General features: G+C 68.1%; 23 protein-coding genes and 1 riboswitch. Of the genes, 13 read left to right on the forward strand and 10 right to left on the reverse strand.

Going from position 1 to position 24,727, the window contains the following annotated elements; genetic code table 11:
• Position 1 precedes the first annotated feature (1 nt).
• Positions 2 to 658, reverse strand: coding sequence for a DUF3043 domain-containing protein (locus CJ179_RS40535; RefSeq protein ID WP_095865231.1), 657 nt, complete (start codon positions 656 to 658; stop codon positions 2 to 4).
• Positions 659 to 746: 88 nt separating this feature from the next.
• Between CJ179_RS40535 and CJ179_RS40540 the strand changes: the two genes are divergently transcribed.
• The 3 genes from CJ179_RS40540 to CJ179_RS40550 all read left to right on the forward strand — a co-directional run bounded on the left by CJ179_RS40540 (position 747) and on the right by CJ179_RS40550 (position 3,465).
• Positions 747 to 1,823, forward strand: coding sequence for a glycerate kinase (locus CJ179_RS40540; RefSeq protein ID WP_072945462.1), 1,077 nt, complete (start codon positions 747 to 749; stop codon positions 1,821 to 1,823).
• A 138-nt stretch (positions 1,824 to 1,961) separates the two neighbouring features.
• A complete protein-coding gene (locus CJ179_RS40545) occupies positions 1,962 to 2,312 on the forward strand; it encodes an iron-sulfur cluster assembly accessory protein (protein WP_005247725.1) in 351 nt (116 codons plus the stop codon).
• Positions 2,313 to 2,490: 178 nt separating this feature from the next.
• Positions 2,491 to 3,465 (forward strand): carbohydrate kinase family protein, encoded by a 975-nt coding sequence (locus CJ179_RS40550; protein ID WP_095865232.1) that lies wholly within the window; start codon positions 2,491 to 2,493, stop codon positions 3,463 to 3,465.
• A 69-nt stretch (positions 3,466 to 3,534) separates the two neighbouring features.
• Here the strand turns inward: CJ179_RS40550 and asnB are convergent, their stop codons facing one another.
• Entirely contained in the window at positions 3,535 to 5,460 is a 1,926-nt protein-coding gene (gene asnB, locus CJ179_RS40555; RefSeq protein WP_095865233.1) for an asparagine synthase (glutamine-hydrolyzing), read from the reverse strand.
• Between the two features lie 272 nt (positions 5,461 to 5,732).
• Between asnB and CJ179_RS40560 the strand changes: the two genes are divergently transcribed.
• Both CJ179_RS40560 and CJ179_RS40565 read left to right on the forward strand, forming a co-directional pair.
• Positions 5,733 to 6,800, forward strand: a complete 1,068-nt coding sequence (locus CJ179_RS40560; RefSeq protein ID WP_072945455.1) for a cytochrome c oxidase subunit II — start codon at positions 5,733 to 5,735, stop codon at positions 6,798 to 6,800.
• Between the two features lie 41 nt (positions 6,801 to 6,841).
• The gene (locus CJ179_RS40565) at positions 6,842 to 7,258 is read left to right on the forward strand and encodes a cytochrome c oxidase subunit 4 (protein ID WP_072945453.1); all 417 of its coding nucleotides are present in this window, start codon (positions 6,842 to 6,844) and stop codon (positions 7,256 to 7,258) included.
• 67 nt (positions 7,259 to 7,325) lie between these two features.
• On the opposite strand, the gene CJ179_RS40570 is transcribed toward CJ179_RS40565, so the two are convergent.
• On the reverse strand, positions 7,326 to 7,934 hold the full coding sequence (locus CJ179_RS40570; RefSeq protein ID WP_072945451.1) for a TetR/AcrR family transcriptional regulator: 609 nt from the start codon (positions 7,932 to 7,934) through the stop codon (positions 7,326 to 7,328).
• Between the two features lie 68 nt (positions 7,935 to 8,002).
• On the opposite strand from CJ179_RS40570, the gene CJ179_RS40575 reads away from it, so the two are divergent.
• Positions 8,003 to 8,953, forward strand: coding sequence for a DMT family transporter (locus CJ179_RS40575; RefSeq protein WP_095865234.1), 951 nt, complete (start codon positions 8,003 to 8,005; stop codon positions 8,951 to 8,953).
• A gap of 2 nt (positions 8,954 to 8,955) precedes the next feature.
• On the opposite strand, the gene CJ179_RS40580 is transcribed toward CJ179_RS40575, so the two are convergent.
• The 4 genes from CJ179_RS40580 to CJ179_RS40595 all read right to left on the reverse strand — a co-directional run bounded on the left by CJ179_RS40580 (position 8,956) and on the right by CJ179_RS40595 (position 13,301).
• Complete coding sequence (locus CJ179_RS40580) at positions 8,956 to 10,605, reverse strand: cytochrome bc complex cytochrome b subunit (RefSeq protein WP_072945562.1); 1,650 nt, start codon at positions 10,603 to 10,605, stop codon at positions 8,956 to 8,958.
• 29 nt (positions 10,606 to 10,634) lie between these two features.
• Entirely contained in the window at positions 10,635 to 11,777 is a 1,143-nt protein-coding gene (locus CJ179_RS40585; RefSeq protein ID WP_072945446.1) for a ubiquinol-cytochrome c reductase iron-sulfur subunit, read from the reverse strand.
• A complete protein-coding gene (locus tag CJ179_RS40590) occupies positions 11,774 to 12,625 on the reverse strand; it encodes a cytochrome c (RefSeq protein ID WP_083395828.1) in 852 nt (283 codons plus the stop codon). The genes CJ179_RS40585 and CJ179_RS40590 overlap by 4 nt, the downstream gene beginning before the upstream one ends.
• A gap of 64 nt (positions 12,626 to 12,689) precedes the next feature.
• A complete protein-coding gene (locus CJ179_RS40595; protein ID WP_072945442.1) occupies positions 12,690 to 13,301 on the reverse strand; it encodes a heme-copper oxidase subunit III in 612 nt (203 codons plus the stop codon).
• A gap of 126 nt (positions 13,302 to 13,427) precedes the next feature.
• Here CJ179_RS40595 and CJ179_RS40600 point away from each other — a divergent pair, with 126 nt between their 5' ends.
• Positions 13,428 to 13,898, forward strand: coding sequence for a ribonuclease E inhibitor RraB (locus CJ179_RS40600; RefSeq protein WP_072945440.1), 471 nt, complete (start codon positions 13,428 to 13,430; stop codon positions 13,896 to 13,898).
• Positions 13,899 to 13,942: 44 nt separating this feature from the next.
• Positions 13,943 to 15,031, forward strand: coding sequence for an anthranilate phosphoribosyltransferase (trpD, locus tag CJ179_RS40605; RefSeq protein WP_072945438.1), 1,089 nt, complete (start codon positions 13,943 to 13,945; stop codon positions 15,029 to 15,031).
• A 9-nt stretch (positions 15,032 to 15,040) separates the two neighbouring features.
• Here trpD and CJ179_RS40610 read toward each other — a convergent pair whose 3' ends face one another.
• A complete protein-coding gene (locus CJ179_RS40610; RefSeq protein ID WP_005247708.1) occupies positions 15,041 to 15,316 on the reverse strand; it encodes an Lrp/AsnC family transcriptional regulator in 276 nt (91 codons plus the stop codon).
• Positions 15,313 to 17,079 (reverse strand): DEDD exonuclease domain-containing protein, encoded by a 1,767-nt coding sequence (locus CJ179_RS40615; RefSeq protein ID WP_072945436.1) that lies wholly within the window; start codon positions 17,077 to 17,079, stop codon positions 15,313 to 15,315. The genes CJ179_RS40610 and CJ179_RS40615 overlap by 4 nt, the downstream gene beginning before the upstream one ends.
• 457 nt (positions 17,080 to 17,536) lie before the next feature.
• Positions 17,537 to 17,701, forward strand: a riboswitch (cyclic di-AMP (ydaO/yuaA leader).
• Between the two features lie 14 nt (positions 17,702 to 17,715).
• Between CJ179_RS40615 and CJ179_RS40620 the strand changes: the two genes are divergently transcribed.
• The 4 genes from CJ179_RS40620 to CJ179_RS40635 all read left to right on the forward strand — a co-directional run bounded on the left by CJ179_RS40620 (position 17,716) and on the right by CJ179_RS40635 (position 22,283).
• Complete coding sequence (locus CJ179_RS40620; RefSeq protein WP_012688095.1) at positions 17,716 to 18,261, forward strand: NlpC/P60 family protein; 546 nt, start codon at positions 17,716 to 17,718, stop codon at positions 18,259 to 18,261.
• A gap of 381 nt (positions 18,262 to 18,642) precedes the next feature.
• Positions 18,643 to 19,695 carry a C40 family peptidase gene (locus CJ179_RS40625; protein ID WP_095865235.1) on the forward strand — a complete coding sequence of 351 codons (1,053 nt, stop codon included), beginning with the start codon at positions 18,643 to 18,645 and terminating at the stop codon, positions 19,693 to 19,695.
• Between the two features lie 49 nt (positions 19,696 to 19,744).
• Positions 19,745 to 21,112 carry a peptidase MA family metallohydrolase gene (locus CJ179_RS40630; protein ID WP_072945429.1) on the forward strand — a complete coding sequence of 456 codons (1,368 nt, stop codon included), beginning with the start codon at positions 19,745 to 19,747 and terminating at the stop codon, positions 21,110 to 21,112.
• A 43-nt stretch (positions 21,113 to 21,155) separates the two neighbouring features.
• Positions 21,156 to 22,283 (forward strand): glycosyltransferase family 4 protein, encoded by a 1,128-nt coding sequence (locus CJ179_RS40635; protein WP_072945560.1) that lies wholly within the window; start codon positions 21,156 to 21,158, stop codon positions 22,281 to 22,283.
• 61 nt (positions 22,284 to 22,344) lie between these two features.
• On the opposite strand, the gene CJ179_RS40640 is transcribed toward CJ179_RS40635, so the two are convergent.
• Entirely contained in the window at positions 22,345 to 24,156 is a 1,812-nt protein-coding gene (locus tag CJ179_RS40640) for a long-chain fatty acid--CoA ligase (protein ID WP_095865320.1), read from the reverse strand.
• Between the two features lie 160 nt (positions 24,157 to 24,316).
• On the opposite strand from CJ179_RS40640, the gene CJ179_RS40645 reads away from it, so the two are divergent.
• Positions 24,317 to 24,691: a polyketide cyclase / dehydrase and lipid transport gene (locus tag CJ179_RS40645; RefSeq protein ID WP_072945558.1), complete on the forward strand. Its 375-nt coding sequence runs from the start codon at positions 24,317 to 24,319 to the stop codon at positions 24,689 to 24,691.
• Positions 24,692 to 24,727: the final 36 nt, after the last annotated feature.

Genomic DNA, 24,727 nt, shown 5'->3' on the forward strand with positions numbered 1-24,727 from the left:
GTCAGATGGCGTCGCCGGGCCGCACCCGCGGCTTGGGGGCCCGCAGCTTGCGGATCTGCGACGCCCGCACGAACGCGTACCAGCCGAGCTTGAAACCGCCGTCGGGGGTGTCCGGGAAGCGTTCCCGCACCTGATTGTTGATCTTGCGGCCCAGCCAGACACCCTCGATGGCCATGAACATCATCATGATGAGCATGGCGAGCGTCACGATCGCCTGCAGGGCCGGGCTGACGAACATCGCCATGATGAGCACGAGCGCCAGCGGCATGAACAGGCCGACCAGGTTGCGCCGGGCGTCGACGATGTCCCGGACGTACGCGCGGACCGGGCCCTTGTCGCGGGGGAGAAGGTACTTGTCCTCGCCGGCGAGCATGCGGTTGCGTCGCTCGGCGGCGGTGGCGCGTCGCTCCGCCGCGGCAACCTTGCGCTCTTCCTTGCTGCCGCGGGTCGCCTTCTTGCGGGCCCGGGCCTCTTTCGCGGTCAGGGGTGCGGGCGCAACCGGTCCGCGACGCTTCGACTCTGCGTCACGCCGCTTGGGGGTCGGGCGGCCCTTGCCCGCCTGCTCGACGGACTCCGCCTCCTGGGCCGTGGACGACTCGGCGACCTCGACGTCCCGCTTGTCTGAATCGTCCGAATCACCGCGGCGTAGCAATTTCACCCTTCCAGACTATGGGAAGACGCCACCGAGTGGAAAATTGCCCTCACATCGAAATGCCGGGTCGCGCCCGTCGCCATACACTTCGCCGATGCGAGTGTTGATCGCACCGGACTCCTTCGGTGAGACGCTGACCGCCGTCGAGGCGGCCGCCGCCATCGCGGCGGGATGGTCGGCCGTGCGCCCGGACGACCAGCTGATCGAGGCCCCGCAGTCCGACGGCGGCCCCGGCTTCGTGGACGTGGTCGCCGCAGCGGGCGGCACCGTCCGGACCACGGTGGTGGAAGGTCCACTCGGCGTCGACGTCCCCGCCCGTTGGCTCCTCGACGGCACCGACGCCTACCTCGAATCCGCCCAGGCCTGTGGGCTCGGCTTGCTCGGCGGACCGCCGACGCCCCGCACCGCCCGAGACGCGCACAGCCGGGGCGTCGGGCAGCTCGTGGTGGCGGCCCTCGACGCCGGAGCCCGCAGAATCGTCGTCGGTCTCGGCGGCAGCAGCTGCACCGACGGCGGCCGCGGCCTCGTCGAATCCCTCGCGGAGGGATTCGGCAGTGCGGACGCCGCTGTCGCCCGGCTGCGCGCGGTGGAACTGGTGGCCGCGACCGACGTCGAACACCCGCTGCTCGGCGAGCACGGCGCCGCCCGCGTGTTCGGGCCGCAGAAGGGTGCCGACCCCGGCACCGTCGCCTTCCTCGAGGACCGGAACACCGCGTGGGCCGGGCAACTGCACCGGGCGACCGCCCGGGACGTCGCGGCCGAGGCCGGAGCCGGAGCCGCGGGTGGTATCGGCGCCGCGCTGCTCGCGCTCGGTGGGACCCGCGAATCCGGCGCCCACGTGGTCGCCCAGCGCACCCGGCAGGACCGGCAACTCGCCTCCGCGCAGCTCGTGATCACCGGCGAAGGTCGCCTCGACCAGCAGTCGCTGCGCGGCAAACTCGTGATCGCGCTCGCCGCCGCAGCCCGCAGGCGGGCCATCGCGACGCTCGTCCTGGCGGGGCAGGTGCTCCTCGACACCGCCGATCTGGACCGCGCGGGCATCGACGACGCGCTGTCCCTGGCGGACCACGCCGGGTCGGTCGAACTCGCGATGTCGGACGCATACGCGCAGCTGAGAGACCTCGCCGCCGCCGCAGCCCGTGGATGGGACGGCACAGCCGCACGGCAGTAACCCGAAACCCCGACGTCGGATACCATGGACGTGGATCGATCTGCGGACGCTGCCGCAGTGAAGGGAACCCGGGAATAAGTCGGGCGCGGAGTACCGTTGAAGCGTTCACGGGTTTGTTACGAACTACAGGGAGAGCCCATGACTGTGCAGAACGAGACCGCCGTCCACGGCGTCAAGATGACCGAAGCCGCGTCCGCCAAGGCGAAGGCGCTGCTCGATCAGGAAGGTCGTGACGACCTCGCACTGCGTATCGCCGTGCAACCCGGCGGCTGCGCAGGACTGCGTTACCAGCTTTTCTTCGACGACCGCAACCTGGACGGCGACCTGATCGTGGACTTCGGTGGCGTCGCCCTCGCGGTGGACCGGATGAGCGCGCCGTACGTCGAGGGTGCCTCGATCGACTTCGTCGACACCATCGAGAAGCAGGGTTTCACCATCGACAACCCCAACGCGACCGGTTCGTGCGCCTGCGGCGACTCCTTCAACTGAGTCCCGGGACGAAGCACAACTGAATCGACAAGTCTGACGCGGCGCCGACCGGCTGCCGCGTCAGACTTTTTTCGTGCCCGACCACGCCGTCCCGAGTCGTCGTGCTGCCGACCGAACATGGTGGTACGCCGGGGTACGGTGAGAAATCCCGACCGAACTCATCGAAAGGCATCCGCCCGTGACAATTGCGGTAACCGGTTCCATCGCCACCGACCACCTGATGCGGTTTCCGGGCCGGTTCGCCGAGCAACTGCTCGCCGATCAGCTCAGCCACATCTCGTTGAGCTTCCTGGTCGACGACCTCGTAGTCCGGCGCGGGGGAGTGGGCGGCAACATCGCCTACGCCATGGGCGTCCTCGGTGGTTCCCCGCTGCTGGTGGGGGCTGTCGGAGCCGACTTCGCGGACTACCGCCAGTGGCTCGAGGGCAACGGTGTCGACTGCACCGCCGTCCGGATCTCGACCACCGCGCACACCGCGCGTTTCGTGTGCACCACGGATGAGGACATGGCGCAGATCGCCTCGTTCTATCCCGGGGCGATGAGCGAGGCCCGCGAGATCCAACTGTCCGGCATCGCACCGGACGCCGACACGCTCGAGCTGGTCCTGATCGGCGCCAACGACCCCGAGGCGATGATCCGCCACACCGAGGAATGCCGCCGACTGGACATCCCGTTCGCCGCCGACCCGTCGCAGCAACTCGCGCGCCTGAATGGCGAGGAGGCGGCGGCGCTGATTCGTGGCGCGAAATACCTGTTCACGAACGAGTACGAGTGGGGATTGCTGCAGCAGAAGACCGGACTGTCCGAGGAGGAGATCCGCGCACAGGTCGGTGTCCGCGTCACGACGCTCGGGTCCAAGGGTGTCGAGATCGTCGACGCCGAAGGCAACTGCACCCGGGTCGCTGTCGTCCCCGAGAAGGCCAAGGTCGACCCGACCGGTGTCGGTGACGGATTCCGGGCCGGATTCCTCCTCGCGCACAGCGCAGGCCTGAGCTTCGAGCGTTCCGCGCAACTGGGGTCGCTGGTGGCCGTGCTGGTACTGGAGACCACCGGAACCCAGGAATGGACGTTCGACCGCGACGAGGCTGTCAAGCGCCTCGCGGATGCCTACGGCTCCACCGCCGCGGACGAGATCGCCGCGATTCTGCCGTAAGGCGGCTCCGCCGCCCGTGAGTGGTTGACGAGTCCCTGGACTCGTCAACCACTCACGGGCGCGAAGCGCCTAGATCGAGACCGGGTACGCCGGCTCGGCGATCTCCGGGACGATGCGGTTCTCCACGAAAATGCCGTGCCAGACCATGAAGATCAGGACGGTCCACAGTCGACGGCTGTGATCGGACACGCCGTCCCGGTGGTCGTTCAGCATCTTCGTGATCGCGACCTTGTCGAGCAGGTGATCGGTGCCCGAAGCCGCGATCTGCTCGTGCGCCCAGTCGAACAGTTCGGTGCCGCGCAGCCAGTGCCGCAACGGCACCGGGAAGCCCAGCTTCGCCCGATGCAGCACGTGGCCGGGGACGATCCCCTCCAGCGCCTGACGCAGCGCGTACTTGGTGGTGCTCTTGGTGATCTTCTGATCCAGCGGCACCCGCGACGCCACGTCGAAGACCTCCGGATCGAGGAACGGCACCCGCAGTTCGAGCGAATTGGCCATCGTCATCTTGTCGGCCTTGACCAGGATGTCGCCGCGCAACCACGTGAACAGGTCCAGGTGCTGCATCCGGGCCACCGGATCCCACCCCTGAGACTGCGCGTAGATCGGGTCGGTGACGTCACGGTGCGTCCACTCGGGCCGGAAGTCGCGCAGGACGGCGCGCAACTGCGCGTCGTTGAAGCTGCGCGCGTTGCCGTAGTACCGCTCCTCCAGGGTCAGCGAACCGCGATTGAGCAGGCTCTTGCCGCGGGTGCCGTCGGGGATGCGTTCGGACAGCTTCCCGGCGGCCCTGCGCAGGCCCTTGGGCAGGTACTCGAACGGCTTCAGCGAAATCGGCTCGCGGTAGATGGTGTAGCCGCCGAACAGTTCGTCGGCGCCCTCACCGGACAGCACGACCTTGACGTGCTTGCGTGCCTCCTTCGCCACGAACCACAGCGGAACCAGAGCGGGGTCGGCGACCGGGTCGTCGAGGTACCACACGATCTCGGGGATGGCGGCGGCGAACTCGGCGGGGCTGACCACCTTCACCACGTGCCGTGCGCCGATCGCCTCGGCGGATTCGGCCGCGACGTCGACCTCGGAGTAGCCCTCACGCTCGAAACCGGTGGTGAACGTGATCAGGTTCGGGTTGTGGCGCATCGCGAGCGCCGCGATGGCCGTCGAATCGATGCCGCCCGACAGGAACGAGCCGACGGTCACGTCGGCGCGCATGTGCTTGGCGACCGAGTCCTCGAGCGCCTCCGCGATCTCGCGGTACCGGGCCTGCTCGGTGCCGGCGGCGAACGGACGCACCGGGAACGTGGGTGCGAAATAGCGGGTGATCACGGGTGCTTCGCCCGGCCGCACCCGCGCGAAGCACCCGGACTCGAGCCGGCGGATCTGCTTGTGGAGGGTTTCCGGCTCCGGCACGTACTGGAGGACGGTGTAGTGCTCGACCGCACGCGGATCGAGTTCGGTGCCGATGCCGATCAGGCTCGCCAGTTCCAGCAGGCTCTTCTTCTCGCTACCGAATGCGGTGCCGCCGGTGCCCGTCGCCAGGAACAGCGGTTTGATGCCGAACGGATCGCGGGCGATGAACAACTCCCGCGTCTCGGTGTCCCAGATCGCGAACGCGAACATGCCGCGCAGGCGACGGACGGCGTCTTCACCCCAGTAGTGGAACGCGGCGACGATGGCCTCGCTGTCGCCCTCGGTGACGAACTGCGCACCGAACTGCTCCGCGAGTTCGGCCCGCACTTCGAGGTAGTTGTAGATCTCGCCGTTGAACGTCAGCGCGTAGCGTTCCGGATTCTCCGCCGGACCCCACCGCAGTGGCTGGTGGGAGTGTTCGATGTCGATGATCGACAGCCGATTGAACCCGAAGACCAGGTGGTCGTCGTGCCAGGTCCCGTGCTCGTCCGGCCCACGGTGCCGCAGGCAGTGCATCGCCTGGTCGACCTGTGAGACGGCGTTGTCGCTGGTTTCTCCAGAGGTCAGTAGCCCGAGCAGTCCGCACACAGCGTCCGGTACCTCAATTCAGAATCTTGGAAGGCTCCACGAGGTGGAGGGGTCAGGGATCTCTGCCGGAAAGTATGCCGCAGATTGCCGACGCGTCCGGTTCGGGCCGTCGCCGGCACCGCCGCGGCCCGAACACCGGTACCGCCGCGGCAACGACAGCGACACATCGCCCGACCCGAGGATGGAGAGCCGCCACCTTTGGTCTACGCTGCGTAGTAATTGGGCCTTCCCATCGGGTGTGCCCTAGTGGAATTTGCGGCGATCAGGAAGGCGTGAACGTGGCGCAAGGTCGGATCCTTCGGCGGGCAGGGTTGGCAGTATCTTTGGGCATTGCTGCCTTGCTGCTGTCGGGTTGTTCAATCGACAACGAGGTGCTTCGTTTCGGGTGGCCTTCGGGCGTAACCCCGCAGGCGCACCGCATGCGTGAACTGTGGACCTGGTCGGTTATCGCCGCCCTCGTCATGGGTGTGCTGGTGTGGGGACTCACCTTCTGGGCGGTGATCTTCCACCGCAAGAAGAAGGACTCACCCGAGTTCCCGCGTCAGACGGCATACAACGTGCCGCTGGAGCTGGCGTACACCGCGGTTCCGTTCGTCATCATCGCCGTGCTGTTCTACTTCACGGTGGTCGTGCAGAACCATGTCCTCGAGAAGGAGGACAACCCGAACGTGGTGGTGGATGTCACTGCGTACCAGTGGAACTGGAAGTTCGGCTACCGCTCCATCGATCTCGGTGAAGGTGGCGGCCTGTACGACGGTGTCGACCAGGAGGCGCAGGCCGCCGTCGAGTCCGCATCGGCGCCCGAGGCGGAGGGCGAGGGTGAGCACGCCCTGCCCGGGCCGATCCACGGCAAGACGCCCCAGGACCTGTCGTACCTGCACTACGACAAGATCGAGACGGTCGGTTCGAGCAACGAGATTCCGATCCTCGTCCTGCCGACCGGCAAGAGGATCCAGTTCGAACTGGCCTCGGCTGACGTCATCCACGCCTTCTGGGTGCCGGAGTTCCTGTTCAAGCGTGACGTGAACCCGAACCCCAAGGAGAACCACTCCGACAACGTCTTCCAGATCAGTGAGATCGAGAAGGAAGGTGCCTTCGTCGGGCGCTGCGCCGAGATGTGCGGCACGTTCCACGCGATGATGAACTTCGAGGTTCGTGCCGTGAGCCCGGACAAGTTCGCGCAGTACATCGAGTTGCGCAAGCCGGCGAGCGAGGGCGGCCGGGATCTGACCACGGCGGAGGCTCTGCAGGCCATCGGCGAGTCCCCCGTCGCGACGTCGACGTCTCCCTTCACCACCGACCGCGGCTACAAGCAGGCGAGCGGTGTCGAAGGTAACTGAACCTGCTGCTGATACCTCACTGACCAAGGACAAGTGCTGATATGAAGATCGAAGCCAAGCTCTTCGAGATCCTGACGGTATTCTTCATTCTCGTCGCGATCGTCTACGGCGTCTTCACCGCCGTTTCACGAACCGGTATCGAGTGGGCGGGTCTGACGGGCATCTGCCTGTCGGCGGGACTGACGCTGATCATCGGAACGTATTTCCGGTTCGTCGCCCGTCGCCTCGACACCCGTCCCGAGGACTACGAGGACGCGGAGATCGCCGACGGCGCAGGCGACCTGGGCTTCTTCAGCCCCGGTAGCTACTGGCCGATCCTGCTCGCCGCCGCGGCCGCGTTCGTCGCCGTCTCGATGGCGTTCTTCCAGCCGTGGATGCTGGTGGTCGCCGTGGTTGCCGTGCTGGCCGCCGCTGCGGGTCTCGTCTTCGAGTACTACGTCGGGCCCGAGAAGCACTAGTCCACACACTTTTGTGACGGCGAAGGCGCCGAATCCCTCTGGGGTTCGGCGCCTTCGCTTTTCGTCGTCAGGCTTCGCGGTTCCGGGCGGCCGCCGCGGCGAGGAGGGCTGCGGCCTGTTCGGACGCGAGTCGCACCGCATCGGGGAACACCTGCAACCCGTGTGCGACCAGGGCGCCCTCGTGGAGCAGCATGACGGTGCGCGCGAGTGTCTCCGGATCGCGCACCGACGCGTCCCGGCACACATCGGTGAAAAGGTCGAGCATCCACCGCTTCTGGCCGATGATGATCGCGTAGGCCGGATGTGACGGGTCACTGATCTCCGCGTGTGCGTTGACCATGCTGCATCCCTTCGCGCTGTTCTCCGCGGTCCATTCGCGGGACGCGTCGAAGATCGCCGTCAGCCGCAGTTCGGGTGAGTCGCCGACGGTGTCGAGATGGCCGGCGAGAAACGCCCGCCACCGCTGGTCCCGGTCGGCGAGGTACTCGACCACGATCTGTTCCTTCGAGCCGAAACGGTCGTAGAGCGTCTTCTTCGTGACGCCGGCTTCTGCGGCGATGAGATCGACGCCGACCGCGTGGATTCCCCGCTCGTAGAACAGTCGGTCCGCCGCGGCCAGCGCTCGTCGCGCGCCCGGCGTCAGCGTCACGCGCTGCGGTTGCTGCACAGACTCCATGGCAAAAGTATACAGATCGGTGTACTTTCAGGAAGTAAACCGATCTGTTTACTGGGTGGTGGTTCGTCGTGAACGTGTTGTTCGCCGTGATGTTCGTCGTGTGCTGGAGTTCCGGTTTCATCGGGGCCAAACTCGGCGCCGGGGACGCAGATCCGCTCACGGTGCTGACCTGGCGGTTCCTCCCACTGGCCGCCGCGCTCGTACTGGGCGCGGCGCTGTTCCGACGCCTTCGGTGGCGGGGAATCGGATTCCGTGCGCTCCGCCGTGGGGTGGTGGTGGGCGCGCTGTCGCAGACCGGGTATCTGCTGACCGTCTACCAGGCGATCGGACTCGGCGTCTCGACCGGCACCACCGCACTGATCGACGGCACCCAGCCCCTGGTCGTCGCCGTGCTGGCAGGCCCACTGCTCGGTCAGAACGTCGCGGCGAGGCAGTGGTGGGGGCTGCTGCTCGGACTGACGGGTGTCGTGATCGTCACCGCCGGCGACGCCACCGCGGCCTCCGGCGTGCCGTGGTGGGCATACCTCGTGCCGTTCGCCGGAATGCTGTCGCTGGTGGCCGCGACATTCGTGGAGAGCCGGTCACCCGACGACACCGACCCCTCAGTGGCCCTCACGGTGCACTGCGCGACCAGCGCCGCGCTGTTCACCGCTTTCGCGGCGTTCGACGGAAAGCTGTCGCCGCCGGCGACGGCACCGTTCTGGTGGTCGGTCGCGTGGCTGATCGTCCTGTCCACCGTCGGCGGCTACGGCCTGTACTGGCTCGTGCTGCGCCGGAGCGGGATCACGCGGGTCAATGCCCTGATGTTCCTGATGGCGCCGGTGACGGCGATCTGGGGAGCCGTGATGTTCGGCGAGCCGTTCGGGGGCCTCACCGCGCTCGGACTTCTCGTCTGCCTCGGGGCGGTCGTACTCGTGTTCCGTGCGCAGCCGCGGGGGAGGGGAGCGCGCACGGTCCAGATACACGACCAGAGCCCCGAACCGGAAGTGGTTCGGGGCTCTGGTCGGTTGCGGAGGTGAGGCTAGTGCGCCTCGCCGTTGCCGGACGATCCGTTGCCGGAGGTCGGCGAACCGTTGCCGTGGGCACGGTCCTGGTACTCCCGCAGCATCGTGAGCTGCTCGTGCTCGCCGTGGTGCAGGGCGTGCTCGAGCGCCAGGCTCTCCTCGACCGGGTCGGCCGTGACGAGGCTGCCGGAACCGGGCTTGCCGGCGGAACCGAGCTTGTTCATCTTCTTCGGGACGGTCGCACCCTGGTACTCGAGCGGGATCGGGTGACCGTGGTCGTCGACCGGGCCGAGCGGCTGGTGGATCTCGATGTACTGACCGTTCGGCATCCGCTTGATGATGCCGGTCTCGATGCCGTGCTCGAGGACCTCACGGTCGCTGCGCTGGAGACCCAGGCAGAACCGGTAGGCGACGAAGAAGGCGATCGGAGGCAGCAGCACCATGCCGATACGGCCGATCCACGTCATCGCGTTCAGGGAGATGCTCAGGTGGTACGCGATGATGTCGTTGATGCACGAGATCGTCAGGACGGCGTAGAACGCGATCGCCATCGCACCGATCGCGGTACGCACCGGAACGTCGCGCGGACGCTGCAGCAGGTTGTGGTGAGCATCGTCCTTGGTCAGACGCTTCTCGATCCACGGGTAGGCGATCAGGACCGTGAACACCAGACCCATGATCAACGCGACGGCGAACACCGACGGGATGGTGTAGCGGTTGAACAGGTAGATGTCCCATGCCGGCCACAGACGGGCCAGGCCGTCCGTCCACATCATGTAGATGTCGGGCTGCGAACCTGCCGACACCTGCGACGGGTTGTAGGGGCCGATGGTCCAGACCGGGTTGATCTGCAGCACGCCACCCATGACGGCGAGAACACCGAACGTGATCGCGAAGAACGCACCCGACTTGACGGCGAACACCGGGAGGATGCGCACACCGACGACGTTGGTTTCCGTGCGGCCGGGGCCGGGGAACTGCGTGTGCTTCTGATACCAGACGAGCGCGAGGTGACCGGCGATCAGGGCGAGGATGATGCCCGGGAACAGCAGGACGTGCGCGACGTACAGGCGGGGGATGATCAGGTCGCCGGGGAAGTCGCCGCCGAAGATCAGCCAGTGCATCCAGGTGCCTGCGATCGGGATGCTCAGCGTGATGCCGGAGAACGCGGCGCGCAGGCCCGTGCCGGACAGCAGGTCGTCGGGGATCGTGTATCCGAAGAATCCCTCGAACATCGCCAGGATCAGAAGCAGGCAGCCGATGACCCAGTTGGCCTCACGCGGACGACGGAAGGCGCCGGTGAAGAAGATGCGCAGCAGGTGCACGACGATCGACGCCGCGAACATCAGCGCAGCCCAGTGGTGGATCTGACGGACGAACAGGCCGCCGCGGACCTCGAACGAAATGTTCAGCGTGGTCTCGTACGCGCGGGACATCGTGACGCCGCGCAGTGGCTCGTACGCACCGTTGTAGACGACGTGCGCCATCGACGGATCGAAGAACAGGGTCAGGTAGACACCGGAGATCAGCAGAATGATGAAGCTGTACAGCGCGATCTCGCCGAGCAGGAACGACCAGTGGGTGGGGAAGACCTTGTTGATCTGCCGCCGCATTCCCGCTGCGAGGTGGTAGCGCGAGTCCATCGCTTCCGCCTGGCCTGTGGCCATCGCGCTCAGTTTGGACGGTTTGTTGTCGGTCACGGTCGACGCTCCCAAAATGCCGGGCCGAGAGCTTCGATGTAGTCACCCGTTGTGACTAGGAAACCCTCTTCGTTCACTGTAATAGGCAACTGCGGAAGTGCACGAGCGGCCGGACCGAAAATCGGCTTTCCGTAGGTCAGCGCATCGAACTGCGACTGGTGGCACGGGCAGAGGATTCGGTTGGTCTGCTGCTCGTACAGGGAGGTGGGGCAGCCGAGGTGGGTGCAGATCTTCGAGAAGGCGAAGTAGTCGCCGTAGTTGAAGCTCTCCTGGCCCTTGCGCTTGGTGACGTTTGCCGCGTCCTCCGTGCGGAGGCGGATGAGCATGGTCGCGTTGCGGATGCCGCGCAGCGCCTCGAGCAGCGCGTCGTGGTCGCCGCGATCGGACTCGCGGAAGGGGAACACCGTTTCCATGGCGCCGGCGTCCAGGTCTTCGGGGCGAACCAGGACGACGTCCTCGGGACGACCGGTGTCGCGGCGCAGGTAGATGGTCTCGCCCTCGTAGCGGGGGGTCCATCCCGACACCCACAGCGGGGAGTCGTCGCGCTTGGCCCACGGGTTCTTGATCAGACCACCGAGGGGCATGACGGACATGATGCCGAGGGCGCCGCCGCCGAAGATCAGGGTCCGCTTGAGCAGCTTGCGGCGTCCCAGCGTCGACGTGTCGAACGAGTCGCCGAGTTCCGCGACGATCGTCTTGCGATCGACCTCGGACGATCCACCGTCGTGGCGGTCCTGGATGGACACCTCTTCGGGGATGAACTTCTTGGTGAACTGCACCGCGCCGACACCGAGGCCGAGGATGGCCAGACCCATGGTGAAGCCGATCAGCGGCGTGTACAGGCTGTAAGCCGAGTAGTGCTCCTCGCCGGAGCCCGCGTACTCCCAGGGCCAGAAGAGGTAGATCGCGATGAATGCGATCGCGGAGACGCCGGAGAGAGCGAACCAGAACGCGACCGACCGCTCGGCGCGCTTCTCGGCCTTCGTTCCCGGAACCGCCCAGCGGTTGCGGCGGAACGCGACATCGACGTGGTCGAGGTTGGTGCCGAGCTCGACCAGTTCGTCGCGGCTCAGGTTCTCGAGTTCTGCATCCGTGTACTTCTTTGGCGTGGCGCCGCCCGGCTGGCCAGCGTCGCTCATGACCTTGCTCCGATCCACAGTGCTGCACCGACGACAGCGATGATTCCGACCACCCACATGGCCAAGCCCTCGGAGGCGGGACCGATGCCGCCGAGTCCGTAGCCACCGGGCTGCTTCGTCTCGCCCGACGACTTGATGTAGGCGATGATGTCTTTCTTCTCCTCGAGGGTCAGCTGACGGTCCGAGAACTTGGGCATGTTCTGCGGGCCGGTGACCATCGCGGTGTAGATCTGCTGCTCGTTGGCCGGGTCGAGGACCGGCGCGTACTTGCCGGACGAGAGCGCGCCGCCGCGCCCGGTGAAGTTGTGGCAGGACGCGCAGTTGAGGCGGAACAGCTCGCTGCCGCGTCCGATGTCGCCGCCGCGCAGCGAAGACTGGGCGACTTCGCCGTTCTCGTCACGAATGACCGTGGGGCCGCCGCCGTTGGCCTGGACGTACGCGCCGATGGCGTCCGTCTGCTCGGCGTCGAACTTGACGGGCTTGCGCTCGACCTGGGCCTCGTTGCGCGAAGCGGGCATACGTCCCGACGACACCTGGAAGTACACGGCGGCCTCGCCGACACCGATCAGGCTGGGGCCGCGGTCCTGCACACCCTGCAGGTTGGCGCCGTGGCACGTGATGCACGAGGTGTCGTACAGCTGCTTGCCCTCGCGGATCAGTGCTGCCTGATCATCGGTGGCGGTGGCCACCTGCGGGGTTGGCGTCAACGCGGACGCGAGGAAACCGGCGCTGACCAGTCCCATCATCAGGACCAGGGCGCCCGTGGCGCGCCTGCGGAGCTTCCGCTGGCGGCGTGCCTTGGCGGCAGACGCCGTGGTGTCGGATGCGGGAGGGGGGGATGAACTCATCTGTATCCCTTTGGTATGTCGGGACGGACTGGACGTCAGGGGGCTGCCTGGGGCGTTCAGCTGATCAACGGATGAAATAGATCGTGGCAAACAGGGCGATCCACACGATGTCGACGAAGTGCCAGTAGTACGAGACGACGATGGCGGCGGTGGCCTGGGCGGGCGTGAACTTGCTGACCTTGGTGCGGGCGATCAGGAACACGAACGCGATGAGGCCGCCGATCACGTGCATACCGTGGAAGCCGGTGGTCATGTAGAACACCGAGCCGTACACGCTGCTGGAGATGGAAGTGCCCTCTTCGATGAGGTGGATGTACTCGTATCCCTGTCCGAGGACGAAGAAGGTGCCCATCGCCAACGTCAGGAGGTACCACCGGCGGAGGCCGAAGACGTCGCCGCGCTCGGCTGCGAACACACCCATCTGGCAGGTGAACGACGAGGCGATCAGCACAAGCGTCACCGGCACGGCGAGGAACAGATTCAGCTCGGTCGGCTCCGGCGGCCAGTTCCCATTCGCCTGTGCTCGCGCCACGAAGTACATGGCGAAGAGCCCTGCGAAGAACATGAGCTCACTTGACAACCACACGATGGTGCCAACGCTGACCATGTTAGGTCGGTTCAGCGAGTGCACGCGTTGGGTGATTGCTGATCCTGAAGTCCCTACTGCGCTCGTCACAGACAGAAGTATGACGCTTCGTCGTAAGAGACGACTACCCGGGTCCACCCTCGGCGCGCCGAGGCGCCCCGCTTGTCCGATTCTCCCTGCTGACAGCCTGGTCGCGGACCGTGAAAGGGTGGAGTCATGCGCTCTGGAGACAACAGTACGGGGTGGCTGCGGCGACTGTTCGGAAGTCGGAAGCAGGCCCCTCTCGATCAGGATCGGCCCGACCTCGTGGTCGTCGCCTCGAGCTTCGACGACGTGGAAGCGTGCTCGACCGCGCTGGGCCGTGCCGCCGCCGAGGATCCGCGGTGGGACGCCGACGCGGAAGCGGTACTGCGGCACCACTTGCGGTTGCCTGCGGCGTCGGTGGCCGACGCCGTGTCGATCGCCGCCCAGGACGGCTACCGGCCGCTGGATCCGGACAGGCAGGCGTCCCCGGCCGAGGACGGCGCGACGGTCGAACTCGTGCTGCAGCGGGTCCAGGTCCTCGATGCGCTGCACTGTTCCCAGGAACGGTCGAGGATGGCCGGGCTGGCCCAGCGGCTCGGGGGCTCGGTCGACGGATGGGACGCGACGCAACCGGCGCGCGAGTCCGATCTGCCCGGTGACTAGGCTGCCAGGGATCGGATCCGCCACTAGTACAAGGGGACACGACGATGCAGAGCCCGACTGCTCAGGGGACCAACGACGGTGTGCTGCCTGCACGCACCTGGCCGTCGGTCCTCGGTGCGCTCACCGACGGACGTGACCTCGCGGTGGACGACGCGAAATGGGCGATGGACGAGATCATGTCCGACAACGCCACGTCCGCGCAGATCGCGGCATTCGGCGTCGCCCTGAAGATGAAGGGCGAGACGCCGGAGGAGTTGCGCGGCCTGGCCGACTCGATGCTCGGGCACGCACGTAAGGTTCCCGTCGACGACGACGTCGTCGACATCGTCGGAACCGGTGGTGACCGATCCAACACCGTGAACATCTCCACGATGGCGTCACTGGTGGTCGCGGCGTCCGGCATCCGCGTCGTCAAGCACGGAAACCGGGCGGCGTCCTCCAAGAGTGGCGGGGCGGACGTTCTCGAGGCGCTCGGCGTCAAGATCAATCTCGGTCCCGACGAGGTGGCCCGCTGCGTGCGGGAGGTCGGCATCGGCTTCTGCTTCGCGCCGGTGTTCCACCCCGCGCTGCGGTTCGCGGGCGCGCCCCGCAAGGAGATCGGCATCCCGACCGTCTTCAACGTGCTCGGACCGCTCACCAACCCGGCCCGTCCACGGGCCGGCCTCATCGGCTGCGCCTTCCCGGGCCTGATCTCGGTGGTGGCCGGTGTGCTCGCGCAGCGCGGCAATTCGGCGCTGGTGGTGCGCGGCGACGACGGTCTGGACGAATTGACGACGTCGACGACGTCGGCCGTGCACATCGTCGCCGACGGGTCGGTGACCACCCGTCAGTTCGACCCCCGTGACATCGGCATCGCACGGGTGTCGCTCGACGAACTGCGCGGCGGCGACGCCGACGTGAACGCCGCGGTGGCGCGGCGACTCCTCGCGGGTGAGACCGGACCCGTCCGCGACGCAGTTCTGCTCAACGCCGCGGCGGCGATCGCGGCGTTCCGGGGTCTCGGCGGCCGCACCCTCGAGGAGGGACTGTCGGACGGGCTCTCGACGGCGGCGCAGTCCATCGACAGTGGAGCGGCCGCGACGCTGCTCGGGCGGTGGGCCGATCTCACGTCGGGCCTGGCCACCAGCAAATAGCCGGCGGACCTATTCGCCGATCGAGAAGCCCGCTTCCACGTCTGCGCTGGAGTAGGACTGGAACGCGATGTGCGTCGCCGTCCGCGAGACGCCGTCCACCTTGTTGATTCCCTCGGTGACGACCTCCGCGATCTTCGCGTGGTCCCGGACCCGCACGATCGCGATGAGGTCGACGTCGCCCGCGCAGGAGTAGACCTTGTCGACGCCCTCGATGTCGGCGACGGCCTGAGCGGTCTCCGGGATGCGGTGGGCTTCGGCGTGGATCAGGACGATGGCGTTGATCATGATCGCCAGCCTAAGCGGTGGCCGGCGGAACCCGGTGCGGGTGGTCGGGTCTCGGCGTCCCGTGTCGACGCGCTGCCGGCGCGGGCGAGCGCGCACCAGTCGGACCAGGATCCGGCGCCCCGTGCGGGCTCACACCACCCCGAGGACGCGCTGACGATGCGGGTGTCGTCCTGGTCGAGCCAGCGCGCGAGCAGTCCGGCCTCCTCGGGGGACGCGCCGCGAAGCGGAGTCGTGTCGGGAACGACGGTTTCTGCGGTGAGGACGAGCGCGTCGACCACCGGCATCGGGTGGATTCCCCGCCGGGCGCAGCCCGCGGACGCGAGGCGCCCGGAACGGATCACCGCGAACTCCCAGCCGCCGGTCGCGGCGGGGCGAGCGGCCACGAGCTGATCGAGGGCGGTGAGCGACGCCAGGCGCTGCATTCGGCGCAGCGCGAGGACGACCTCCGCGGTGCGATCCCGCAGCCGTGCGGCGTTCTCGAACAACTCGCCCGCGGCCAGTTCCTCCACCCGTGCGCGCATCCGGTGCAGCGGCGTGTCGTCGGCGCCGCGCAGGAAGAGCCGGAAGAGCTCCGGACCGGGACGGTAGGCGTCCTCCGTGTCGCGGTCGTGGACGGACGCGGGGCAGCGCCCGAGTTCGCGGGGCGGGCACTGCGCACCGTGCGCCCGTCCCTTCGGGATCCGGCTCGTGCAGGTGCGGAGAATGCAGTACTCGGCGAGGACGTCGGCGACGTCGGCGGCGGTCGAGCGGGACCGGAACGGACCTAGCGAATCGGCTGCCGGGGTCCGCACGACCGACAGCCGGGGGAAGGCCTCCGCGGTGAGCGTGATCCACCAGCCGCGTTTCGGGTACTTGGATCGCCGGTTGTACGGCGGCGTGTGGGCGGCGAGCAGCCGGAGCTCGCGCACACCCGCCTCGAGAGCGTGCGCGCATTCGACGTGGTCGATCCGGGTGGTCAGCGCGACCATCTCCTTCATCCGGCCGCGCGTCTCCGAGCCGGTGAAGTAATTGCGCACCCGGCGGCGCAGATCCGTCGCCGTGCCGACGTAGAGGACCTCGTCGGACGGCCCCCGGAACAGGTAGACGCCGGGCGAACGGGGGAGATGACTGGCGAGCGTGCGTTTGGCCCGCTGGTGCGAAGAGACGTCGGGAAGGTAGTCGACGAGCTCGGTGAGACTGTGCACTCCCTGGTTGCCGACCCGGGCGATGAGGGCGTGCAGGACGTCGACGGTGGCGCGGGCGTCGTCGAGGGCCCGGTGGGTCGGGGTGGTCCCGACGTCGAACAGCCGGGCCAGCGACGACAGCTTCACGGACGGCGCCTCGTCGCGGGTGAGGACCCGCCGGGCCAGTTTGACCGTGCAGAGCACGGTGAACTTGGGCCAGGGGGTGTCGGTGGCCGCGGCGGCGGCCTTGAGGAACCCGGTGTCGAAGGGGGCGTTGTGGGCGACGAGCACCGCTCCGCGTGCGAACTCGAGGAACGCGGGCAGCACGCGCTCGATGCGGGGTGCGTCGATCACCATCGCGGTCGTGATGCCCGTGATCTCGACGATGTGCGGCGGGATGGACCGTCCCGGGTCGACGAGGGTGGCCATCTCGGCGATCACCTCGCCGCCGCGGATCTTCACCGCCCCGATCTCGGTGATGGCGTCCTCGCCCGGCCGCGCTCCGGTGGTCTCGAGGTCGACCACCACGAACGTGGTGTCCCGCAGCGGGGTGTCGAGCTCGTCGAATCTCAACTGTTCGGGTACGCCGGGGACACTCACGGCTCAGAGCGTATGGACGGGCACCGACAGACCCGCCCGGGAGGCCCGGAGAGACGAGGATCACACTGCCCGTGTGCGGGCTGCGGCGGCGGGTGGAGCGACGGTCGGGCGCGCGACCCAGAACGGGGGTTCCGGGGGTGCGGGGGCCGAGGGCGGCGGGTCCGGTGCGGTTGTCGGGCAGCGTCCGCGCCACCCCCGTTGAACAGCGGGAACGCGGAGCCCGACACGCCCGGAGGGTCGAGGGGCTACGTGAAATGTCCACTCCCGCTGTCGAAAAGCGAACGGAAACATACCGCTTGTTATCGAGTCGTTACCGAATGTGGGTATCGCGCGCCCGCATGCCTCGAAACGGTGCAAACGGACACTTTCCGCGTGTTCCGGTCGACACCGGGGTATTCCATTTCGTAACCTTCCTGAGACCTAGCGGAGTCTCGCAGCCTCAACACCGGGGCAGCATCGCTAGTCACCGCCTAATCGGCCACTCGCGAGAGCGGTCGTACCGGGAACCCAAGTTTCTACTGGGGTGAATCCCGCCGGGACGTCCTCACGCACCGGTGGGTAGGGCTGATCTTCCCAGCCCGAACCCGTCAGCTAACTCGGTCGGCGGATGAATGGAAGAAACGGAGTACCCCTTTCGTGGCGTCACAAGTTTCCAAGCGGAATGTGCGACGGGCAGTCGTCGCCGGCGCGCTCGCAGTCGGAGCGCTCACCGCTACCGCGGCCCCCGCGGCCGCAGACCCCATCACCATTCCCGGTGTCGGAACCTTCGAGATCCCGGGTGTCGTCATCCCGCAGATCCCCGGTGTCCCGAACCTGCCCGCGCCCCCCGCGCCGGGCAGCACCGCAGGTGACAAGGCCGTTCAGGCCGCTCAGACGAAGCTCGGCTCGCCGTACGTCTACGGCGCCGCAGGTCCCAACTCGTTCGACTGCTCCGGCCTGGTGCAGTGGGCGTTCAAGCAGGCCGGACTGAACCTGCCGCGCACCAGCTACGCGCAGGCGGCCGCCGGTACCCCGGTGTCGCAGTCCGATCTCCGCCCCGGCGACGTGATCTCCTTCTACGGCGGCTCGCACTCGGGCATCTACGCCGGCAACGGCAACGTGATCCACGCCTCCACCGAGGGGCAGCCCGTCAAGTTGGCGCCCATCGCGTCCATGCCTTTCGACGGGGCACGCCGCTACTGATCCACGCGCGAGGCGAGGCATCCACCGAGTCGAGGGCGGGGATGCACGGGGTAGCTTCGTAGGATCTCGCACGACCACCGAGGGTGGGTTCGAATCACGATTCGAACCCACCCTCGATGTCGTTGCGCCCCAGGCAGACAGCGTGTCGTTCACCCGCCCGGTGGTCCCCGCCACCCCCGTCGTGACATGGGTGGACACACACGTATGTCATTCCGTAACCTAACCGAGACCTTGCGAAGTCTTGCCGCGCCAACCGGGCGGCAACGCGGGGTCACCACCTCTTCGGCATTCCGCGGTCGCATCGGCCGGGGAAATTCCTGAGCCGCGCATCGGACAACCGACCCGGCGGGTGGAGATCGACGATCGGAGAACCGCATTTCCGTGGCCTCACACAAGATGAAGCGCTCCCTGGGCAGCGTGCTGACAGCCGGAGCGCTGTCGGTGGCACTCGTGTCGCTGCCCTCGATCCCGGCGGGTGCGGACCCGGTCACCACCAACCCGACCGAGACGCTGACGAAGCTCGGTGACCTGTCCCGGCAGTCCGAGCAGACGTCGGAGGCCCTCCACAACGCGCAGATCGATCTCGAGGCCAAGCAGTCGGCCCAACGCGATGCGGACGCCCGGCTCGCGGCCGACCAAGGTGTGCTCGACGAGGCCAACGCCCGCGTCGCCGTCTTCCAGCCCGTGGTGAACAAACTCGCCACTGCCAACTACCAGGGTGCCCGGACCAATCGCCTGTTCGCCGTGATGGTGAGCGACTCACCGCAGCAACTCCTCGACCAGATGTCCGCTCTGGACGCCATCTCCAACGACACCCGCAATCAGGTCGCGCAATTCCAATCGGCCACGTCGGACGCCACCAAGGCGGCCGAGGCGTCGAAGCAGTCCGCGGATTCCGCGCGGGCGGCCACCGAGCAGGCCAAGGTGGTCAGCGACGACCTGCAGCGCAAGCAGAGCGACCTGCAGGCGCAGATCGCCGACGTGATCAAGGCGTTCGGAGATCTCACCGGCGCCGAACGCGACCAGCTGGCGGGGACGCCCTTCCCGCCCGGCTTCGACCCCGACACGATCCTCGCGCACCTCACCCCCGGCTCGGGCACGAGCGCACTGCAGGCAGGCATGACCCGCATCGGCGACCCGTACGTGTGGGGCGCCACCGGGCCCGACCAGTTCGACTGCTCCGGGCTCGTCGTCTGGGCGTACAAGCAGATCGGCAAGACGCTCCCGCGGTCCAGTCAGGCTCAGGCCAGCGGTGGCACCCCGGTGTCCCGCGACGAACTCCAGCCCGGCGACGTCGTCCTCTTCTACAACGACGCGTCCCACGTCGGCCTGTACGCAGGAAACGGCAACATTCTCCACGCCTCGACGTTCGGTGTGCCGGTGAAGATCGAGTCGATGGCGAAGTTCCCCTTCTACGGGGCGCGCCGCTACTGACGGCGACCGTCCGGCGACGGCGCGCAGGCGTGCTCATACACTCACCGGCGTGCCCGCATCAGACCCGTCTTCCGCAACGGATCCGACCTCACGCCGTCAGGCGCGCCCGTGGGAGCTCGCCGCGCTGGCCGGACTGGTCCTCGCCGTCGTCGTCGTACTCGCGCTGACCGGGTTCTCTCACGACGAGCGGGGCGCCGACGGGGCGGTCGGCACCGCGCAGGCCGACACGGAGTCGCGGGCAGCGGCCGTCCAGTTGCTCCTCGACACGTGGGCGTCGGCCGTGCGGACGAACGACACGGCCCGGCTGTCGGGTCTGATGGATCGGGCGGCGTCGCCGGGCTTCCTGGCCGCCGAGACGCGCCGCGCGAGCAACGTTGCCGGGGTGGAATTCTCGGACTGGGGTTACGAGATCACCGAGAGTCCCGAGGCGGCGGTGCCGTCGAGTCTCGTCGACGCGCTCGGGGCCGACGAGGTGTGGGCGCCGGCCGTGCAACTCCGCTACGCGATCGCGGGGGCGGACGAGAGCCCCACCCGCAAACCGATCGCGCTCGTCGTGGCCCGGCGTGGTGACAGCTGGGCCCTCGTGAGCGACAGTGCCACCGTGAACGGCGAGCGGCGGACGTGGCGCGGCCCGTGGGACTTCGGAACGGTCGTATCGCGCCGCGTCGACACCGGCGACGGCCGGACGTCGGTGGTGCTCGGACATCCCGAGAACGCCGCGATGGTGGACCGGCTGGCGGAGGAACTCCCCGCCGCCGTCGTCAACGCCACCCAGCTGTGGGGTTCGGACTGGGCGGGCCGCGCACTCGTGTGGGTCGCCGGATCGCAGGACGAGTTCACCGCCCTCGTCGGTTCCGATCACGACGGCCGTGGCATCGCCGCGGTCGCCATCTCGGACGCCGTCGACTCCGACGCCGACGCGGTCACCGGGCAGCGGATCGTGTTCAGCCCCTCGTCGGCGGAACGGCTCACCGAGGTCACCCGGCGGGCGATCCTGCGACACGAACTCACCCACGTGGCGGCGCGCGCCGAGACGGTGGACCGCTCACCGATGTGGGTGCTGGAGGGCTACGCCGAGTACGCCGCCTACCGGGGCACCGGTGAGGCCGCACGGCAGATCGCGCCGGCCCTGACCGCGCAGGTGGGCGCCGAGGGCCCGCCGACCGGATTCCCCGAGAACACCGACTTCTCCGAATCCGGCGAACGCGGCTCGGTCGCCTACGAGACCGCGTGGTCGATCAACGCCTTCGTCGCGGAGCAATACGGCGAAACGAAGCTGACGGAGCTGTACCGGACACTGGCCGTGGGGGAGGCCGATCCGGACACGGTCGACGCACGACTGTCCGACGTCCTCGGCGTCGACGCCGAGCAGTTCCGGGACCGCTGGACCGACTGGGTGGGCGCTCACCTGGGGTGACCCTGCGTCGGTGTCCGCGCGGTCGACCGCCTACGGTGATCACATGCGCCGAACCCTGTTGGTGACGAACGATTTTCCGCCGCGACCCGGTGGAATTCAGTCGTACCTGCACACCTTCGCCAAGCACCTGCCCGCCGACGACCTTGTCGTCTACGCCCCGCGCTGGCGCGGTGACTCGCACATCAAGTTCGATGCGCGGCAACCGTTTCAGGTCGTCCGTCACCCCACCACCCTGATGGTGCCGACACCGTTCGTCGCGCGCCGCGCCACCAGGTTGCTCGCCGAACACGACTGCACCGGCGTCTGGTTCGGCGCAGCGGCCCCGCTCGCACTGCTGAGTTCGACGCTGCGCCGCGCCGGAGCGGAACGGGTGGTCGCGAGTACCCACGGACACGAGGTCGGCTGGTCGATGCTCCCCGCCGCCCGCCAGGCCCTCGGCCGGATCGGCGACGGCACCGACGTCGTCACGTACGTCAGCCGCTATACCCGTGGCCGATTCGCGTCCGCATTCGGCGCCGGTGCGGCACTCGAGCACCTGCCGCCCGGAGTCGACACCGACCTGTTCACCCCGGACAGCGGGGCGCGGTCCGAACTGCGGGCCCGATACGGGCTGGGCGACCGGCCGACGATCCTGTGCCTGTCCCGGCTCGTGCCGCGCAAGGGCCAGGACATCCTCATCAGGGCGCTCCCGACCGTCCGCGAACACATCGACGGCGCCGTCCTCGTGATCGTCGGCGGCGGACCCTACGAGGACCGCCTGCGCTCCCTCGCCCGCTCGGCGGGCGTCGAGGACCACGTCGTGTTCACGGGAACGGTGCCGTCCGCGGAGTTGGCGGCGCACCACACGATCGCCGACGTGTTCGCGATGCCCTGCCGCACGCGGGGTGCGGGACTCGACGTCGAGGGCCTCGGCATCGTGTTCCTGGAGGCGTCGGCCTCCGGTGTCCCGGTCATCGCCGGACAGTCCGGCGGCGCCCCGGAAACGGTGCGGCAGAACGAAACCGGGATGGTCGTGGACGGCACGTCGGTGGCCGAGGTGGCGCGATCGGTGATCGCGGTGCTGTCGGATCGCGACCGGGCGGCGGCGATGGGCGCCGCCGGCCGGGGCTGGGTCAAGGCGCAGTGGCGATGGGACGTGCTCGCCGCGAAGCTGCAGTCCCTTCTGGCGTGACCGCCCCGTGAGTACTTGTTAACCGCGGGCGGTTAACAAGTACTCACGGGCCCGAAGGGCACTATTTGGCGTAGAGGGCGGCGATGTCGTCGGCGAAGCTGTCGTGCACCACGTTGCGCTTGAGCTTCATCGTCGGCGTGAGCTCGCCGGTCTCCTCCGTGAAGTCCACGGGCAGGACCCGGAACTTCTTGATGGCCTCCGCGTGCGACACGAGCTTGTTCGCTTCCGCGACGGCCTCGTCGATCTCGGCCGTGAGGTCGGCGTCGGCGAGCAGATCGGCGACCGTCGTGCCCGCGGGCTTGCCGTTGCGCTCGTTCCACGCCGGCAGTGCATCGGCGTCGATGGTGATGAGCGCGCCGATGAACGGCTGCTGGTCGCCGACGACGATGGCCTGGCTGATCAGCGGGTGGGCACGCAGGTGATCCTCGAGCTGGGCGGGGGAGACGTTCTTGCCGCCCGCTGTGACGATGATCTCCTTCTTGCGTCCGGTGATGGTGATGTAGCCGTCCGCGTCGACCGATCCGAGGTCGCCGGTGTGGAACCAGCCGTTCTCGATCGCGTCGGCGGTTGCGCTCTCGTTGCGCCAGTAGCCGCCGAAGACGACCGGCCCCGACAGCAGGATCTCGCCGTCGTCGGCGATGCGAACGGAATTGCCTGCGAGGGGCTTGCCGACCGACCCGACCTTCTGCTCGCCGATCGTGTTCACGGCGAATGCCGCGGACGTCTCGGTGAGGCCGTAGCCCTCGTAGATGGTGATGCCGATGCCGCGGAAGAAGTGGCCGAGGCGGGCACCGAGCGGGGCGCCGCCGGAGATCGCCAGCTGGCACCTGCCGCCGAGCGCGGCCCGCAGCTTCGAGAACACCAGCTTGTCGAACAGCGTGTGCTTGACCTTGAGGACCAGTCCCGGGCCGCCGTTGTCCTGGGCCTCGCTCCACGCGATGGCCGTCTCGGCGGCGGCGTCGAAGATCTTGCCCTTGCCCTCGCCGTGGGCCTTGGCGCGGGCGCTGTTGTACACCTTCTCGAACACCCGCGGCACGGACAGGATGAAGTCGGGACGGAACTCGCCGAACGTCGGGACGAGGTTCGGGATGTCGCTGGTGTGCCCGAGTGCGGCCCCGGCGTCGAACGACGCGATGCTGACCGCGCGCGCCAGGACGTGCGCCATCGGCAGGAACATGAGTGTGCTGACGCCGGGCGTCTTCAGCAGGGTGCCGAGGCTGGAATCGAGGATGCCCTTCGACTCGGCGATGAGGTTGGCGTGGGTGAGCTGGCAGCCCTTGGGCCTGCCCGTGGTGCCGGACGTGTAGATGAGGGTGGCCGGATCACTGGACTTCAGTGCGGCGACGCGGGCCCGGACCTCGGAGTCGGGAACGTCGGCGCCGCGTTCGGTCAGTTCCTCGACGACGCCGCGGTCGCTTTCCGACGCCTCGATCCGGTAGACGCCGCGGAGCGCGGTGGCCTCAGCGGCCACGGCCTTGACCGTGGCGGCGTGTGCCTCGTTCTCGACGACGAGGTCGATCGCGGCGGAGTCCTCGAGAATCCAGCGGACCTGCTCGGCGGAGGACGTCTCGTAGATCGGGACGGTGACACCGCCTGCCGCCCAGATCGCGAAGTCGACCAGCGGCCACTCGTACCGGGTGGCCGACATCAGGGCCACCCGGTCGCCCTGCTGGACGCCGATGGCGATGAGTCCCTTGGCGACCGCGGTGACCTGCGCGGCGAACTCGGCGGCCGTGACGTCGGTCCACCGTCCGTCGATCTTGCGCTTGTACACGACCAGCGTCGGGGCGGCCGCGGCATGGGCGAACACCGAGTCGACCGCGGACGCGTCCTCCGCGATCGTGAACGACTGTGGCGCGCTGAACTCGGGCACGAAAACCTCCGACACTGAAAATACTGGCGAGTAGGATTGTCGTCGCCAACTTTAGACCTTCCCCCGCAGGCTCCGCCTCCTGGCCGAACACGGGTGGTCAGAGGCCTGCTCGCGGGGCACCGCGGAACCGCGCCGAGGGCAATATGTGAAGCTTGTCGCCGTGAGCAGCATTCAGGTCGCAGACCAGACGTTCATCGCGGCCCCACCGCAGCAGGTCGCGGCGGCGATCGCCCCGCCTGCCCGCTGGCGCCGGTGGTGGCCCGACCTCACCCTCGCCGTCCGCGAGGACCGCGCCGAGAAGGGCATCCGCTGGACCGTGGCCGGACCTCTCACCGGGACGATGGAAGTGTGGCTCGAGCCGGTGCTGGACGGAGCGATCGTGCACTACTTCCTCCACGCCGAACCGGCGCGCAGCGAGCCCGCCCCGGATCTGGCCGCCCTGAACCGTCGCAGGCGAGTCGAGGGCAAGGTGATGTCTTTCGAGGTGAAGAAGGAACTCGAGGCCGGTCGCGCAGCGGGAGAACCGCCGTCCTGAGCCCGTTCCGGCTGTCGCGGCGGGGTCGGCATTGTG

The organism is Rhodococcus sp. ACS1, from assembly GCF_002300155.1.
GTDB lineage: Bacteria > Actinomycetota > Actinomycetes > Mycobacteriales > Mycobacteriaceae > Rhodococcus_F > Rhodococcus_F koreensis.